Genomic DNA, 17,098 nt, shown 5'->3' on the forward strand with positions numbered 1-17,098 from the left:
ATAGGAATTTTATTAATAGATTGTATCACACTTTGATTTAATAAATAAAAGCGGTGCATGCGCACCGCTTTATTTTGCGTATTCTACAGCCCTTGTTTCACGGATGACTGTTACTTTAATATGTCCTGGATAATCAAGCTCTTCTTCTATCCGTTTCCGAATATCTCTTGCAAGACGATGTGCAGCAAGATCGTCAATCGCATCTGGTCTCACGATAATCCGCACTTCACGTCCAGCTTGAATCGCAAATGATTTCTCAACACCTTCATAAGACTCAGAAATCTCCTCCAGCTTTTCTAAGCGGCGGATATAGTTTTCTAGTGTCTCACTTCGTGCCCCTGGTCTCGCAGCTGACAATGCATCAGCAGCCGCTACCAGCACGGCAATCGTTGAAGTTGGTGCAGTATCACCATGATGGGATGCAATACTATTGATAACGACAGGATGTTCCTTGTACTTTGTCGCAAGCTCAACCCCAATTTCAACATGGCTTCCTTCCACTTCATGGTCAATTGCCTTACCAATATCGTGTAGTAACCCAGCACGACGTGCTAATGTTTCATCTTCTCCAAGCTCGGCTGCAAGTAAGCCTGAAAGTTGTGCAACCTCCATAGAGTGCTTTAAGACATTTTGTCCGTAACTAGTACGGAACTTTAAGCGCCCTAGAATTTTGATGAGGTCTGGATGCAATCCATGAACTCCCACTTCAAAGGTTGTTTGTTCCCCAACTTCACGAATGTACTCATCCACTTCCCGACGAGATTTTTCTACCATTTCCTCAATACGTGCAGGATGGATTCGCCCATCTTGAACTAGTTTTTCTAGTGCCAATCTGGCAGTTTCTCGACGAATAGGGTCAAATCCGGATAAAATAACAGCCTCTGGAGTATCATCGATAATCAAGTCAATTCCAGTTAATGTTTCTAGGGTACGGATATTTCTTCCTTCACGACCAATAATACGGCCTTTCATTTCATCATTTGGAAGGTTGACTACAGAAACAGTTGTTTCCGCAACATGGTCAGCAGCGCAACGCTGGATTGCTAGCGACAGAATTTCCTTCGCCTTCTTGTCAGCTTCCTCTTTCGCGCGGTTTTCACTTTCTTTGATCATAATTGCAGTATCATACAACAATTCCTGCTCTGTTCGCTCTAAAATGATCGTTTTTGCTTCTTCACGCGTCAAGCTAGAAATACGTTCGAGTTCTGTTTGTTGTGATCGTACCAACTCGTCCACTTTGCTTTCCATCTGTTCAATATGCTGTTGTCTTTGGTTTAGAGAATCATCCTTCTTCTCTAAAAGAATTTCACGCTTATTTAACGATTCATCCTTTCGATCTAAATTCTCTTCTCTTTGCAGTAAACGGTTTTCTTGTTTTTGCAGTTCATTTCTTCGTTCACGAACCTCACGTTCAGCTTCAGTACGAAGCTTGTGAATTTCATCCTTTGCTTCAAGCAAAGCTTCTTTTTTCAATGAATCAGCGTCACGCTTTGCATCTTCAAGAATCTGCTCTGCAGCATTCTTTGCACCCGCTATTTTTGCTTCTGCAATGGACTTACGAACAAAATAGCCAACAACGGCACCGACGATAATGCCAAGCAAAATGGAGATGATCGTAATTGGTTCCATCGTTACACCTCCTCTTGCTATGAACTTTTTGTTACACTTTTTTAAGTGTCGGCATGTACATTGTTTCGGTTCAACATACAGCAAGCACTAAGGCTTTTCATTGTAATATTAACAAAAATGTAAAATATACATGTTAATTGTAAATGTGTGTATATTCATTGTCAAGGGTAAGTCCAATCAGCTTTTTGAAATATTTAGAAATTCCTTACCACCAATTCTATTACTATAGTAATAAAGTTTTTATAAAAATAGATCCAACAGAATTTTTATAAAATTTTATAAAAAAAGCAAAACCTGATCATAGGTTTTGCTTGAAAATGTTAATCTAATAGTTCAAATTGCTCATCATCATCTGTTTCGGTTACAACTTTTTCTCCATCCAAGCCGTAATGCTCACGGATTTTTTGTTGAATTTCAAGGCGAAGATTTGGGTTTTCTTTTAAGAATAGCTTAGCATTCTCCCGTCCTTGACCAACTCTTTCATCGTTGTATGAATACCAGGAACCGCTCTTTTGAACGATATCTAATTCCGAGCCAATATCGATAATCTCGCCCTCTTTAGAAATTCCTTCTCCATACATAATGTCGACTTCAGCTGTACGGAATGGTGGCGCAACTTTATTCTTAACAACTTTAATTTTTGTTTTGTTTCCGACCACATCAGTGCCTTGCTTTAATTGCTCAGCACGGCGTACTTCAAGACGGACCGTGGAGTAGAATTTTAACGCACGACCCCCAGGAGTCGTCTCAGGGTTTCCGAACATGATTCCAACCTTTTCACGGATTTGGTTAATAAAGATTGTGATGGTTTTGGATTTGTTGATAGCTCCTGATAATTTACGAAGGGCTTGAGACATTAAACGTGCTTGTAGACCCACGTGAGCGTCTCCCATTTCTCCTTCAATTTCTGCTTTTGGTACTAGCGCAGCTACTGAGTCAATGACAATAATATCGATTGCACCGCTTCGCACTAATGCTTCTGCGATTTCAAGTCCTTGCTCCCCTGTATCTGGTTGGGATAGCAATAGCTCATCAATGTTAACACCTAATTTTTGTGCATATGCTGGGTCTAGGGCATGCTCGGCGTCGATAAACGCTGCTTGTCCACCAGCTGCCTGTACTTCTGCAATCGCATGTAGTGCTACTGTTGTTTTACCTGAGCTTTCTGGACCATATATTTCAATTATCCTTCCCCGAGGATATCCACCAACTCCAAGTGCTGCATCTAACGCTAAGGAACCGCTTGAAACGGTTGAAATTTTTGTTTCTGTTTGCTCGCCCATTTTCATGATGGAGCCTTTACCAAATTGCTTTTCTATCTGCTTTAACGCCATTTCTAAGGCCGCTTTACGATCACTCACTCATTTTTCCTCCTCTATATATAAAACATAAAATAATAGCCAAAAAATCATTTGTTTTAAAACCTATTAATAATATAACCTCTTTTGTGTCATTTGTCGAGCAAAAAGACGAACGTTTATTCTGTTTTTTTAATGCGAATATGTATGTAAAAATAGGCAATTCCCCATGGGATTTGAAACATTTTACAGTGAATCCTATTCCTAATTGGCTTTTTTCTATTATTATCTGAAAAATAGTTTTTGGTTGAATAAAATACCCATTTAGTTAAGTTTCACAATTGTGGTTCGGATCTATAATAACCGTTTCTCCTCTTCCTTTTCTTTTTTGGTCGTTATAAATGTTTTATAATGACCACATTCCAGCTTCCTTCATGCTTTCGGGTATTATGACTCCTTTATAATGACCTCTTTCCTGCTTCCTTCACGCTTTCGGGCATTATGACTCCTTTATAATGACCGCTTTCCTGCTTCCTTCATTCTTTCGGGCATTATGACTCCTTTATAATGACCGCTTTCCTGCTTCCTTCATGATTTCGGGCATTATGACTCCTTTATAATGACCGCTTTCCTGCTTCCTTCATTCTTTCGGGCATAATGAACTCTTTATGATGTCGATTTTTTAGATTTACCCTAATACAGCATTCTCTTTCTTCTCCCAGTATATAAAAAATCACAGATCGCCATTAAGCGTTCTGTGATTCTTTCAAGTATTTCATTAAGTAATAGCATCCGTATTTGATTGAGCGGATCCGGTTGGCTTCTCTTGAGCCGCCAAGCTGCAGTTTTTCGACGATTGTTGGTCTTCCCTTGATTGCAATTCCAATGAAGACTGTACCTACAGGCTTCCCTTCCAATTCACCTGGACCAGCCACTCCGGTAAAACTTATCCCAATATCCGTGGATATAAGGTCGGCGACATTTTCAGCAAGCTCTTTTGCACACTCACTGCTCACTACGCCATACTTTTCAATCGTCTCTTCCTTAACATTCAAAACCTTGTGTTTCACTTCATTGGTGTAACATACAACGCCGCCTTTAATAACAGAACTTGCTCCTGGAAAGCTGGTTAATTCCTGTTGAAACACCCCCCCTGTTAAACTTTCGGCAGCCGCGATTGATAAGTTTTTTTCTTTCATCAGCTTCGTAAGTTCAGCGGTCAACGAAGTATTGTCATAACCATAACAATATTGACCTACTCGGGAATTAATCGCCTGTTCCACTTTTTCGAGCATTGCATGGGCAGAAGCAGCATCCGCATGCTTAGCCGTTAACCGTAAGGTACACTCCCCATCAGAAGCAAGCGGAGCAATTGTCGGATTCGTTTGTTGATCAATTAAATCGATAATTTCAGTTTCTAATGCTGCTTCTCCGATTCCAAAATACCTTAATACTTTGGAAACAATTTTTTCATCGGTTTTCATTTTATCTGCAAGAGCCTTTGTCCCAAAATGTAAAAACATTGGCTCCATTTCCTTTGGCGGACCTGGCAATAGCATATAAATATGCCCATCGTTCTCTACCATCATGCCTGGAGCCATTCCATGATGATTTGGGAGAATATGTGAACCTTCAAAAACAAGGGCTTGTTTTTTATTATTTTCGGTCATAACTCGGTTGGTCTTTTTAAAAAACAGCTCAATCGACGCTAATGCCTCTGCGTCCATTACCAATTGTTTTCCAAGATATTTCGCTATTGTTTCTTTTGTTAAATCATCTTTGGTCGGACCTAATCCACCTGTAAAAATTATTAAGTTAGAACGCTTTTCTGCAATTTCCAGTGCGGACTTTAAACGGTCAGAATTATCGCCCACAACTGTATGAAAATATACATTTATCCCTAAGCCCGCTAAATGCTGCGATAAAAAACGGGCGTTAGTATTCACAATTTGACCAAGCAGCAATTCAGATCCAACAGCAATAATTTCAGCATTCATTATCCGTCACTCCTGCTAGCTATTTTGAATTTTTAAAAACATGCATATTTTTCGAGAAATAATCCCATCCAGACCAGATGGTGAATAGTAATGCAATCCATAATGCAACATCATCAAATGGAAAACCAATCATTTCAAAAATAATATTATGTAATAAAAGTGCTGAAATCGCGACTATTTGTGCCCATGTTTTGATTTTTCCTAGAACATTGGCTGCTACGACTTCTCCTCCTTCTACCAATAAAAGACGGAGACCTGTTACTGCAAATTCACGGCTGATGATCGCAATCACTATCCATGATGCCGCATATCCTAATTCAACTAAAACAATAAGCGCAGCGGATACAAGTAGTTTATCGGCAAGCGGGTCAAGAAATTTTCCCATATTGGTAACTTGATTATATTTACGGGCATAGTAGCCATCGACCCAGTCAGTAGAAGAAGCAAAAATAAAGATTAGCGCTCCAACAAAATGAGTAACGGGAAGTTCTGCTCCTAACAGCTTCATCGTACCCCACTCAAAGGGAACGAGCATAATAATCAAGAATAATGGAATTAATAATATTCTTGAAATCGTAATTTTATTTGGGACATTCATATCATTTCCTCCAAATTTTTATTGCAACGAAGAAAAATAGTCATCATGAGATGACTATTCGGTCTTCGGAACATATTGAATCGTAATGTTCTGATTAACCATTTCTGTCGGTGAAATAGCAAACTCAAGCTTTTGGTCATTTACAAAAATTTCAGTATCGATTGTGTTTCCAACAACGATTACCGCTTGCGTTTCACTGGATAAATCTACGGCCTGCTCAGCCGTGCCATTAGTTGAGAGCATCCCTTGAAAATAGGATTTTCCACTGCCATTTTTTACATTTATCCAAGTTTGTCCTTTTGAAACCAATTTTATTTCAAATTTTTCTGCATTTTTTAAGTCATAAGTTGAATTTTTGCCACTGCTTTGAATAAATGTTAATTCTTGCTTTGGTTTTTCTTCAACTTTTGTTTCTTCCTCTTCTTGCTTTTGTTCAGTATCCTCTTTTTCAGTATTTTCTTCCTTAGTTGTATCGTTTTCCGCTTCTTCCGCTTTATCAAGATTTTCGGATCTCACATATTTAACGGGTTCTGTTTCTTTTTTTACGGAATCATTTGCACTGTCACCGACATTATTAATAAAGAAGAAATACAATAATCCTGCTGCACCGAGAACAAAAACTCCAATCAATACTGCAGGCAAAACATCAAAAATCTTCGAGTTTCCTTCCGTTAGCGTTTTCCGGGTTTTAACTCTGGATAATTGCTCGGGTAAATCTTCGTTATGAGTAGCAGGAATCTCATTCTTATAGGTTTCAAATATTTCATCAGGATTCAGTTGAAGAGATTCTGCATACTGCTTGACGAAGGCGCGGACATAAAAATTCCCCGGCATACTGGAATAATCGCCTTCTTCAATTCCAATCAAATACCGCTTTTGTATTTTTGTGATTGACTGTACATCTTCTAAGCTTAAACCTTTGGCTAATCGCGCTTCTTTTAGTCGATTACCTAATTCAGTCACCTTTTAACACCTTCCAATATTTCAAAAATCAAAATCTCCAAATTCCGAACCAGTAAACATATTATTCTGGTCAACAATATCGTATGTAATTTCTTCTTCAGCATCATTTCTTAACTCGATAATATAATCAAAATCATCTAGGGTGTACTCAGAATTTTGAACAAAAATGTCAGGATGCTCCACCACTTTTACAGCTGGTAAGCGCATAATCTCCCGAACTAGCTGCCAGTGACGTTCACTTGCCCGTCTTCTTGAAACAATTCCATCAATAATAAAGAGATTATCAGCATTGTACTCATCTTCAATTAATTGATTTCGAATGGTTTGTTTCAATAAAGTAGAAGATAGAAACATCCATCGCTTATTGGCACAGACACTTGCTGCAACCACTGATTCGGTTTTACCAACCCGAGGCATCCCTCGAATTCCAATCAATTTATGACCTTCTTTTTTAAATAATTCAGCCATAAAGTCGACTAATACCCCTAGTTCGTCCCGAACAAAGCGAAATGTTTTTTTATCATCTGCATCTCGCTGGATATAACGACCATGACGAACAGCAAGCCGATCACGCAGTTTCGGTTCACGAATCTTTATTAATTTTATTGTGTCCATTGTTTTTAATATTGACTCTAACCGTTTTATTTGATTGTCATCTTTAACTAAAATGAGCAACCCTCGTTTTCCTTCGTCTACCCCATTTATCGTGACAATATTAATGGATAGCATACCAAGCAGTGATGAAATGTCGCCCAACAAACCGGGACGGTTTTTTTGTATCTCATATTCTAAATACCATTCTTTTTTTACCATAAAACCCTCCTCAAGTTTACGACAATTTTCACCTATCATCATCTATCCCCTATAATATATGATTTTGAATGAAGATGAAAGGAAAAACAAGGGAAAGGCCCATAATGTATAGATGTGAGAAAAATCAAAAAAAAAGAGAGGAATCCTCTCTTTTAGCGTGTGCCATTATTTTGGATGAGTTTAACCATTATATTTGCAATTGCCTGTTGTTCCTCTTTATCAGCGACGGACCAAAGGTCTGCTAAAATTCTTTCTTGTTCATTCTTAGGCTCAACTTGGTTAGATAAATAATCACCAATTTGATAAGCCAGGTTGCTGATTGCTCCCTCACTCATCCCTTCATTTTGCGCTTGATGTAAACGATCAGCTAAAAAATCTTCCCATTGTTTCCAATTATCTAAAACTGACATACATAACCCTCCTTTAAAAATGGTACAAGGTTATTTTGCGGAGGAAGAGTGAGATTTATTCAATTAAAAATGTGAATAAATTATGAATGCCAGCCCCCGTTGATAGATAGAACTTGTCCGGTTATATAAGAGGACTCATCTGATAGGAGGAAAACGACTCCATTCGCAATTTCTTTTGGATCACCTAATCTACCCATCGGAATTTCAGATTTTAGCAAATCTTTATCTTCTTGGGTAAACTGGCTCATCATGGGGGTTTCTACCACCCCTGGGGCAATCGCATTAACCCGAATTCCATTTAGTGCTACCTCCTTGCTAAGAGCCTTAATGAAGGCAATTTGAGCCCCCTTTGCCGCGGAGTAGGCCACTTCACAGGCAGCTCCAGTTTGACCCCATATTGATGTGATCACGACTACATTTCCCGCTCGCTTTTGGAGAAGCTTTGGCAGCAATTCCTTAGTAATCATTAGCGGGCTGGTCACATGCAGCTGCATTAAAGATTCTGCTTCCTTCTGTTTAAGGTCAATTAACAGGCCATAATGGCTATTGCCGCTGCAGTGTATCATCCCATCCAATGAAAAAATTTGCGAGCACAATTTTATATATCCATTAGGGTCTGACAAATCCGCTTGAATGGTGATGTATTCTCCTCCAAACGGAGCTAATGTTGCTAATAATTTTCTGATTGAGGTTTCATTCCGATTATAGTGTAAATATAAATGATAGCCTTTTGAAGCCAACTGGATGGCAACAGCTTGGCCTATGCCGCCGCTTGCGCCAGTAATAAGGATGTACTTTTTCATGTCCTTCACTCTTTCTTTCCATATCCTTTTATTTTACTCCAAAGAAAAAGCACCGACCAGCGGCGCCTTCACTTTTATTTTTTAGGGATTACTTGGCATACAGAGAACCGTTCTTCAGAGATGACCTCGGCCGCTAGTGCTTTTACGTCATCTAACGTAATTTTCTCCAACGTCGGAACGACATCAAACAAATTCATATCATTAAAAGCATATCGAGTGAATTGATTGGCAATATACTCTGGAGAATTCACAGCTCTAAGGAATGCCCCAATTTTTTTCTTTTTGGCACGCCCCAATTGTTCATCGGTAAAAGCAGTTCCATTTTTCGCCTGGAACAGCATCTTTTTAAGCTGCTCAGCAAGTAGATCCGGATTGCTTGTATCGCCGCCAACCATCGCAAAACCAAAACCCTGTTCTTGGGTGTAATCATAGGAGAAGGTTTCATCGATTAACCCCTCACTATATAGTTGATTATAATTTTCAGAGCTCTTTCCGAATAGTAAATCAAGGAGTACATTCATCGTTAATTCATTCTTTAATAATTCATTACCCGTCTGATCCACATGAAGAGCTTTCATCCCTACCAGACATTTCGAGGTTTGCACATTCATTTTCAGGACTTGAAGCTTTTCTGCAGTTTGTGCAGGTTCGTCATCAAATTTCCGCTTGATCTCCGGTTGGTCTTTATATTCCTTTTTCGCTTGATTTTCTCTAACTTGACTCATAAATGTATCAGGGTCAACTGGTCCTACGATGAACAATAACATGTTGCTTGGATGATAAAAGGTATTATAGCACTCATAAAGCAGATCCTTGTTAATCTTTGAGATCGATTCAATCGTTCCTGCAATATCAATTTTAACCGGATGGTTTTGATAAAGATTTTGAATTAGACCAAAATATAGACGCCAATCTGGATTATCATCATACATCGTAATTTCCTGTCCAATAATCCCTTTTTCCTTTTCAACCGTTTTTTCTGAAAAATAAGGATCTTGAACAAAATCAACTAATGTTTCAAGGTTTTTTTCGACATCCGCGGTACTGGAAAATAAATAGGCAGTTCGTGTAAAGGAGGTAAAGGCGTTGGCAGATGCTCCTTGCCTGCTAAATTGTTGAAATACATCACCATCTTCTTTTTCAAACAGCTTATGCTCTAGAAAATGGGCAATTCCATCCGGAACCTGAATGTATTCATCCTTTCCTAGTGGAACAAATGTGTTATCCACCGACCCATACTTCGTCGTAAAGGTTGCAAATGTTTTATTGAATCCTTTTTTCGGCAAAATATAAACATTTAAACCGTTAGGTAATTTTTCATGAAATAATTCTTCCTGAAGTTGATCAAAATTAATCTTCTCCACTAACTATCCGCCTCCATTCCAATTAAGAAATAAATCGTATCTAGTTTAATCTTGTTTGCCACTGCGACAATTTCCTCTTTGTTAATATTTTCTATTCCATCAATCCATTGATTCAGCTTTATGTCCTTATCGGCAACAACATTATGATAGAGGATCTCGGTTAAACCTCGTGAGGTATCAATTGTTTCAAGAATTTGATTGCGGATGACCGCTTTTGTTTGAGCTATCTCCTGATCGGTAAAGTCACCATTTATCATGGCTTCCATTTGCTCGCGGATGATCCCTACCGCCTGGTCATAGTTCTTTAAGTCAATCCCCGACATCACCATCATTAATCCTTTATGACTTTCAAGCCTGCTGGAAACATAATAGGCAAGGCTTGCCTTTTCCCGGACATTAATGAATAATTTAGAATGTGAAAAACCGCCAAAGATTCCATTAAATAGTTGAAGAGCAAAATAATCCGGATCACCAAAAACAATATTTGTCCGATAGCCGATATTTAATTTTCCTTGTTTGACATCTTCTTGCTCTTTAACCTCCAGGACTTCATCCTTCTTCCGTATCTCTGCTGTTTCAAGCGTTTTAGGCGTACGGTTTTCAAAATTAAATAATTCATTGGCAATGTTTTTTACTTCATCCTCATTAACATCCCCAACGACATAAAGGTCCATTTCGTCTTCCAAAAATGCGCGCTTATAATAATCAAATAAATTTTCTGCGGTGATGGAGTCGACTTCCTCTGCTTCCCCATTCACTTGCAGGGCGTATGGCTCCCCTTTGCACATTTCTTCCATAAGGCGAACATTCGAGTATCGCATTTTATCATCATAAACAGATTGAATCCGCTGTTTTAGCGTTCGCTTCTCTTTATCTATAGTCTCCTGGTCAAAAGCATTGCCCGAGGCATTTGGATTTGTTAATACCTCTGCTAATAACTCGAAACCCTTCTTCAATAACGGACTCGGGTCACTCAAGAATTTTTCATTCGCAATTTCAAGGGAGAAACTAATAATATGATACTCCCCTTTTTTGGCTAAATCGATATATAGGGTGGCACCATATAAATCATCAAGATATGAGCGAAGTGCGGTGGTGGTCGGATATTTTCCTGAACTGCTTTGCAGCACCTGAGGGAGAAGTGCTCTCTTTGTTACCGTTTCTTTTGATAATGGAGCCTTCATTTTCCATACAAATGTATTGGTTTTATATTTATCTGTTTCGATTACGTGGAGCTTGTATCCTTGCATCTGGCTTATTTTTTCAGCAGTTGAATCCATTATTTGCCCTCCTTTTAGGGAATGTAGGTACTAATAATAAAGTATGTAAACATTGATGCGGTTATTTTACATCTTTTCCATTGTTATAAACCCTTATTCTTACTATAATTTCCCAAGCTCGTTCAATACAAGTAATAACACTCTTACATAACAAAAAGATCCCCTGGTAGACCAGAGGATCTTGGTTGGAGAGCCTTAACGACTTCCTTTGATATAGTGAGTACCACTTGCTTTTGGTGCGTCGGCACGGCCGATGAAACCAGTAAGGGCAAGAATGGTTAAGACATATGGTGCAATTAATAAATACACACTTGGGATATTGGATAGGAACGGTAGGTTCGAACCAATAATACTGATACTTTGTGCAAACCCAAAGAACAACGCTGCTCCAAGTGAGCCTAGTGGATGCCACTTACCAAAGATCATTGCTGCTAGAGCCATGAAACCTTGTCCGCTAATCGTAGAGTGGCTAAAGTTTGATGTAATCGATTGGGCATATACCCCACCGCCAATACCAGCAAGAGCACCAGAGATGATTACACCTAAATAACGCATTTTTGTAACATTAATACCCATCGTATCTGCAGCCATTGGGTGCTCACCAACAGAACGAAGTCGGAGACCAAATGGAGTTTTCGCAATGATGTACCATACAATAACTGCTACGATAATTGCAAGGAAAGATGTCCAGTAAGTGTTTTGGAAAAAGATTTTTCCTAAGATTGGTATATCTTTCAAAACAGGAATATCAATTTTGTTAAATCCTTTACTAATAATCCCTGTTTCACCTTTATCATAAATAAGCTTTACAAGGAACAATGTTAATCCTGAAGCCAAGAGGTTAATCGCTACCCCGGAAACTGTATGGTCCGCACGGAATGTAATTGCTGCTACCGCGTGCAGGATTGAGAAAATCGCACCTGCCACCATCGCTACAAGGATCGCAATCCATGGCGTTAAACTCCCAAATGCATCAACAAATGTTAAGTTGAATACGATAGCCGTAAATGCACCAATAACCATTAAACCTTCAAGACCAATATTTACAACCCCAGATCGTTCTGAGAAAATACCGCCTAATGCAGTGAAGAGAAGTGGAGCTGCCCATAAAAGAGTAGATGGAACGACAATCATCAAAATATCCATTAAGCTCACTTACTTCACCCCCTTTTTACTGAACTTATCCAGAACTACTCTTATCATATAATTTGCCGCAACGAAGAATACGATTAAGGCAATGATAATATCAACAAGTTCATTTGGAACTCCAGCCTCAAGCGGCATATTTAAAGCTCCAACTTCTAAAATACCGAATAATAAAGCCGAGAAGAAAACACCCAATGCTGTGTTAGCACCTAATAAAGCAATCGCAATACCTGTGAAACCTACTCCTGTAAATCCACCTTTAACAGCAGCATAACCGAAAGTACCCAGACCTTCCATTGCGCCTGCTAAACCAGCAAATCCACCAGAGATAACCATAGATAAAATAATATTATTATTCACATTCATACCTGCATATTGTGATGCATGCTGGTTAAATCCTACTGCTCGTAATTCGAAACCTCTTGTGGTTTTCTCTAATAGGAACCACATGATAAAACAACATGCAATCGCGATAAATATTCCCCAGTGTAGACGAGAATAGTCTGTAATGCTTTGGAAAAATTCAGATCTTAATGTAGCAGATTCTTTTACTATTTCTGTTTTATCACCATTATCAGTAATAACATATCGAATAATATAGTTCGTAACATGCAATGCGACATAGTTTAACATGATTGTTACGATTACTTCGTGAACACGGAAACGGGCTTTTAAAAGTCCGGGTATATATGCCCATAGTGCACCTGCGACAATGGAAGCAATGATTGCAAGTGGCAAATGAATAATCCTTGGAAGGTCAACGGCAACCCCTACCCATACTGCAGCAAGCCAACCAACCATGAATTGCCCTTCAACCCCGATATTAAATAAACCAACACGGAAAGCAAATGCAACGGCTAAACCTGCCAAAATATATGGTGTGAATTGTCTAACTACTTCTCCCATGTAGTAAACATCACCAAATGCACCATTCCAAAGTGCTGTAAATGCAGCGGCAGCATCGTAGCCACTTAATAACATGATAATCGTACCAACAAGAATACCTAATAATACGGCAATAATTGGTGTAATAATTCCCCGTAAGCGTTTAGACATTGGTTGCTTCACCCGCTTCCTTTCTATTCGATCCAGCCATTAATAATCCTAATTCTTGTTCCGTTGTTTCTTTCGGATTAACGACTGCAACAATTTTGCCTTCATAAATAACAGCAATTCTATCACTTACATTAATAATTTCATCTAATTCAAATGACACAAGTAAAACTGCTTTTCCATTATCACGTTGTTCAATTAGACGTTTATGGATAAACTCAATGGCACCAACATCCAAACCACGAGTTGGTTGGGAAGCAATTAAGAGATCCGGATTTCGGTCAACCTCACGGCCGATGATCGCTTTTTGCTGGTTACCACCTGACAAAGCACGAGCTAAAGTATATTCACTTGGTGTACGCACATCAAACTCTTCGATTAATTTTCGCGCCTTATTATAAATTTCTTTAAAATTTAAAATGCCACTCTTTGAAAAAGGTCTTTTGTTATAGGTCTGTAGAACCATATTTTCTCCAATAGGAAAATTCAATACTAGCCCATGTTTATGACGGTCTTGCGGGATATGTCCGACACCTGATTCTGTCACTTTACGCGGGGTAAGATTGAATATATCTTTTCCGTTTAGCTTCACGCTTCCACTTTCTGCTTTACGAAGTCCAGTAATCGCTTCAATAAATTCAGTTTGACCATTTCCATCAATACCGGCGATTCCAACAATTTCACCAGCACGAATATCTAAATCAAGCCCATTAACAATCGAAATACCTCGAGCATCTTTTACTATTAAATCTTTTACTTCAAATACTTCCTGCTTTGGTACCGCAGGCGTTTTGTCAGTTTTAAAAGTAACTTCACGGCCAACCATGAGACTCGCAAGTTCATTTGGATTGGATTCGCTTACATTAACTGTACCAATCCCTTTTCCTTTTCGAATAACGGTACAACGATCACAAACTTCCATGATTTCTTTTAGTTTGTGAGTAATAAGAATGATAGATTTACCTTCTTTAATAAGAGTTTTCATAATTTGCATTAATTCTTTTATTTCTTGTGGTGTTAAAACAGCAGAAGGCTCATCAAAAATTAGAATTTCTGCACCGCGATAGAGTGTTTTTAAGATTTCAACCCTTTGCTGCATCCCTACTGAAATATCAGAAATCTTCGCAGTTGGATCCACAGCTAATCCATATCTTTCAGAAATAGCGCGAACCTCTTGCTCGGCCTTTTTTAAATCAATCCGGCCGCCAGACGTAATTTCTTTCCCGAGAATAATATTTTCTGTAACTGTAAAAGTATCTACTAGCATAAAATGCTGATGCACCATTCCAATACCAAGATCATTCGCAATGTTTGGATTCGAAATTTTGACTGGTTTACCTTTTACTCGAATCTCTCCTTGTTCTGGCTGATAGAGACCGAACAAAACGTTCATTAAAGTAGATTTTCCTGCTCCATTTTCACCTAGTAATGCGTGAATTTCTCCTTTTTTCAACTGAAGGGTTATGTTATCATTCGCAACAAATCCGCCAAATTCTTTACGGATATTGAGCATTTCAATTACATATTCCATCTATTTCACTCCCTTTAATAAGGTAAATAGTAGTAGTAAGAGGTCAGACCTTTTTAGCATTTTAAAAATAGGGATTTCTCCCTTTAAAATCCTAAATGAAATATAGAATTCATTTCTACACTTTATTTAAGATTTTCATTAAAAGAACAAGCGGGCTTGTTTCATCCCGCTTATTCACTTTTATTATTCTGCACTGAATGTTTTTAATTCATCACGAGTTCCAGGAACTTTTACATCGCCTGACTTGATTTTTTCAACCCATTCTTGGATTTTAGCTTCGATATCAGCTTTGTTAGCAACTTTAGCATTGATTGGAGCTACGCCAACTCCGTCTTCAGCAAGACCGTAAAGTGCAACCTCTCCACCAGGGAAGTTACCATCTTTTGATTTTGTTGCTAAGTCTTTAACAGCTACGTCTACACGCTTAAGAGCTGATGTAAGAACAACTTCTGGCCCCATATCACTTTGGTCACGGTCTACACCGATAGCCCAAATTTCACGAGCAGGATCTTTTTTCTTAAGATCGCTTGCTTCTTTGAAAAGTCCGTTACCAGTACCGCCAGCAGCGTGGAATACTACGTCAGCACCTGCAGAGTACATTGTTGCAGAAATGGTTTGTCCAAGTTCAGCTTTGTCAAATGCACCCGCATATTGTACATCAACAGTAGCATTTGGATTAGCAGCTTTAACACCAGCAACAAATCCTGACTCGAAACGCTCAATTACAGCACCTTCGATACCGCCAATGAATCCAATTTTATTTGTTTTTGTAGTCATTGCAGCCGCTACACCCGCTAAGAATGATGCCTCTTGCTCTTTGAAAAGAACGCTTGCAACGTTAGGTTGTTTTACTTGAGCATCAACGATGGCGAAGTTTGAATCTTTTTGTTGTTGAGCGATTTCGTCAACAGCACCTTCCATCATGAACCCAATTCCGTATATTAAATTAAAATCTTGACGTGCAAGTGTGTTAAGGTTTGTTGAATAATCTGCATCTGATTTCGATTGAAGGTAAGTATAACCTTTTGTTCCTTCTTCTAGGTTGTTTTCTTTACCGAATGCTTGTAGACCTTCCCAAGCAGATTGGTTGAAAGATTTGTCATCAACACCGCCGACGTCAGTAACCATTGCTACTGTAAATGCTTTTTCTTCATCTTTACCGCCAGTAGCACCTTCGTTTTTGTCATCAGCTTTGCCGCATGCTCCTAAAAGTGTTCCCGCAGCAAGAACAAGTGATAAAGCCATACCAATTTTTCGCTTTTTCAAGGTATTTACCCCCTAATATTGTTGTTGATTGAGTAGAAAATAACCAATTAGCAGCTTTGATTCCGTTTTCATTCATACATAAAAATTAAAATCTTTTTCGTAATACCTGAAAACTAAATTTGTCTGCTTTAAAGTAGTTTACCGAAAAAAGGATTGGTTCATCCATTTCATCGAAATGCATTTGCTTTAACACAAGCAACGCTGTTTCTGGATCACACTCTAAAATTGGGGAAACTTTTTCATGGTAACCAATAGGTTCAATCTGGGCAACCGCGTATGTAATTTTCCGGTTAGCTTCTTCTTCCAAAATGGAAAAAATTGATTCCTCACCATGTGAGAATGTTTCAGGCAAGATTTTCTCGGGTACTTTGTCGATACAATAGACAACAGGCTCCCCATTTGCAGTTCTAACCCTCTCCATGACCACTATTTCCTCATTTAAAGAACATGAAAATCGACGACTGTCCTCTTCGGTAGCTCCAATAGTCGATGAACTTAGAAAGATTGTTCCAGGTTTCATCCCTGCATATAAAATCATGTCAGTTACACTATAAAGTTGCTCGATCCCTGACGTAAACAGCGGCTTAGAGTTAACAAACGTTCCAACTCCATGACGGCGGATGATAACGTTTTCTTCTTCAAGAATACGCAGCGCTTCTCTAAGTGTTGCCCTGCTTACACCGAGCTGTTTGGCAAGATCAAATTCAGAAGGCAATTTTTCTTTTTCTTTATATACCCCTTTTTCGATATCTTGCTTCAACCGATCGATCACTTGCAGGTATAAATGTCGGTTATCTAACTTTATTGACATGCAGGTACCTCCAACTTCTTCTAAGACATCAGACATCTGATGTATAATCATTCCTACTAATCGAAAATAATATACCATGTTTTTTGGATTTAGGAAATAGTATTTCAAGATTTTGTCGAAAAAAGCTAATTTGTCG

15 protein-coding genes are annotated in these 17,098 nt (G+C 38.7%); all 15 read right to left on the reverse strand.

Annotation, left to right across the window (positions count from 1 at the left end; genetic code table 11):
• Positions 1–69: 69 nt before the first annotated feature.
• Positions 70–1,629 carry a ribonuclease Y gene (gene rny, locus ACWM35_RS01585; RefSeq protein WP_454814820.1) on the reverse strand — a complete coding sequence of 520 codons (1,560 nt, stop codon included), beginning with the start codon at positions 1,627–1,629 and terminating at the stop codon, positions 70–72.
• Positions 1,630–1,949: 320 nt separating this feature from the next.
• Complete coding sequence (gene recA, locus ACWM35_RS01590; protein WP_454814822.1) at positions 1,950–2,990, reverse strand: recombinase RecA; 1,041 nt, start codon at positions 2,988–2,990, stop codon at positions 1,950–1,952.
• Positions 2,991–3,673: 683 nt separating this feature from the next.
• Entirely contained in the window at positions 3,674–4,924 is a 1,251-nt protein-coding gene (locus tag ACWM35_RS01595; protein ID WP_454814824.1) for a competence/damage-inducible protein A, read from the reverse strand.
• A 19-nt stretch (positions 4,925–4,943) separates the two neighbouring features.
• Positions 4,944–5,522, reverse strand: a complete 579-nt coding sequence (gene pgsA / locus ACWM35_RS01600; protein ID WP_454814826.1) for a CDP-diacylglycerol--glycerol-3-phosphate 3-phosphatidyltransferase — start codon at positions 5,520–5,522, stop codon at positions 4,944–4,946.
• Positions 5,523–5,576: 54 nt separating this feature from the next.
• Positions 5,577–6,485, reverse strand: a complete 909-nt coding sequence (locus ACWM35_RS01605) for a RodZ domain-containing protein (RefSeq protein ID WP_454814828.1) — start codon at positions 6,483–6,485, stop codon at positions 5,577–5,579.
• Positions 6,486–6,506: 21 nt separating this feature from the next.
• Entirely contained in the window at positions 6,507–7,298 is a 792-nt protein-coding gene (locus ACWM35_RS01610) for a YmfK family protein (RefSeq protein WP_454814830.1), read from the reverse strand.
• A 152-nt stretch (positions 7,299–7,450) separates the two neighbouring features.
• The gene (locus ACWM35_RS01615; protein ID WP_454814832.1) at positions 7,451–7,708 is read right to left on the reverse strand and encodes a DUF3243 family protein; all 258 of its coding nucleotides are present in this window, start codon (positions 7,706–7,708) and stop codon (positions 7,451–7,453) included.
• 80 nt (positions 7,709–7,788) lie between these two features.
• Positions 7,789–8,511, reverse strand: a complete 723-nt coding sequence (gene ymfI, locus ACWM35_RS01620; RefSeq protein WP_454814834.1) for an elongation factor P 5-aminopentanone reductase — start codon at positions 8,509–8,511, stop codon at positions 7,789–7,791.
• Between the two features lie 74 nt (positions 8,512–8,585).
• Complete coding sequence (yfmH, locus tag ACWM35_RS01625) at positions 8,586–9,875, reverse strand: EF-P 5-aminopentanol modification-associated protein YfmH (RefSeq protein ID WP_454814836.1); 1,290 nt, start codon at positions 9,873–9,875, stop codon at positions 8,586–8,588.
• The gene (yfmF, locus tag ACWM35_RS01630) at positions 9,875–11,155 is read right to left on the reverse strand and encodes an EF-P 5-aminopentanol modification-associated protein YfmF (protein WP_454814838.1); all 1,281 of its coding nucleotides are present in this window, start codon (positions 11,153–11,155) and stop codon (positions 9,875–9,877) included. The genes yfmH and yfmF overlap by 1 nt, the downstream gene beginning before the upstream one ends.
• Positions 11,156–11,350: 195 nt before the next feature.
• Positions 11,351–12,310 carry an ABC transporter permease gene (locus ACWM35_RS01635; protein WP_454814840.1) on the reverse strand — a complete coding sequence of 320 codons (960 nt, stop codon included), beginning with the start codon at positions 12,308–12,310 and terminating at the stop codon, positions 11,351–11,353.
• Positions 12,311–13,357 carry an ABC transporter permease gene (locus tag ACWM35_RS01640; protein ID WP_454814842.1) on the reverse strand — a complete coding sequence of 349 codons (1,047 nt, stop codon included), beginning with the start codon at positions 13,355–13,357 and terminating at the stop codon, positions 12,311–12,313.
• The gene (locus ACWM35_RS01645) at positions 13,350–14,885 is read right to left on the reverse strand and encodes an ABC transporter ATP-binding protein (protein ID WP_454814844.1); all 1,536 of its coding nucleotides are present in this window, start codon (positions 14,883–14,885) and stop codon (positions 13,350–13,352) included. The genes ACWM35_RS01640 and ACWM35_RS01645 overlap by 8 nt, the downstream gene beginning before the upstream one ends.
• A gap of 183 nt (positions 14,886–15,068) precedes the next feature.
• The gene (locus ACWM35_RS01650; protein WP_454814846.1) at positions 15,069–16,151 is read right to left on the reverse strand and encodes a BMP family lipoprotein; all 1,083 of its coding nucleotides are present in this window, start codon (positions 16,149–16,151) and stop codon (positions 15,069–15,071) included.
• Between the two features lie 85 nt (positions 16,152–16,236).
• Positions 16,237–16,962 carry a GntR family transcriptional regulator gene (locus ACWM35_RS01655; protein WP_454814848.1) on the reverse strand — a complete coding sequence of 242 codons (726 nt, stop codon included), beginning with the start codon at positions 16,960–16,962 and terminating at the stop codon, positions 16,237–16,239.
• Between the last annotated feature and the right edge of the window lie 136 nt (positions 16,963–17,098).

The sequence above is a fragment of the Neobacillus sp. K501 genome, assembly GCF_053749995.1.

What these genes read in the sequence shown, in the direction of transcription:
- rny (WP_454814820.1), bottom strand. Translation starts at nt 1,629, where the DNA reads ATGGAACCAATTACGATCATCTCCATTTTGCTTGGCATTATCGTCGGT.
- ACWM35_RS01595 (WP_454814824.1), bottom strand. Translation starts at nt 4,924, where the DNA reads ATGAATGCTGAAATTATTGCTGTTGGATCTGAATTGCTGCTTGGTCAA.
- pgsA (WP_454814826.1), bottom strand. Translation starts at nt 5,522, where the DNA reads ATGAATGTCCCAAATAAAATTACGATTTCAAGAATATTATTAATTCCA.
- ACWM35_RS01610 (WP_454814830.1), bottom strand. Translation starts at nt 7,298, where the DNA reads ATGGTAAAAAAAGAATGGTATTTAGAATATGAGATACAAAAAAACCGT.
- ACWM35_RS01615 (WP_454814832.1), bottom strand. Translation starts at nt 7,708, where the DNA reads ATGTCAGTTTTAGATAATTGGAAACAATGGGAAGATTTTTTAGCTGAT.
- ymfI (WP_454814834.1), bottom strand. Translation starts at nt 8,511, where the DNA reads ATGAAAAAGTACATCCTTATTACTGGCGCAAGCGGCGGCATAGGCCAA.
- yfmF (WP_454814838.1), bottom strand. Translation starts at nt 11,155, where the DNA reads ATGGATTCAACTGCTGAAAAAATAAGCCAGATGCAAGGATACAAGCTC.
- ACWM35_RS01640 (WP_454814842.1), bottom strand. Translation starts at nt 13,357, where the DNA reads ATGTCTAAACGCTTACGGGGAATTATTACACCAATTATTGCCGTATTA.
- ACWM35_RS01645 (WP_454814844.1), bottom strand. Translation starts at nt 14,885, where the DNA reads ATGGAATATGTAATTGAAATGCTCAATATCCGTAAAGAATTTGGCGGA.
- ACWM35_RS01655 (WP_454814848.1), bottom strand. Translation starts at nt 16,962, where the DNA reads ATGTCAATAAAGTTAGATAACCGACATTTATACCTGCAAGTGATCGAT.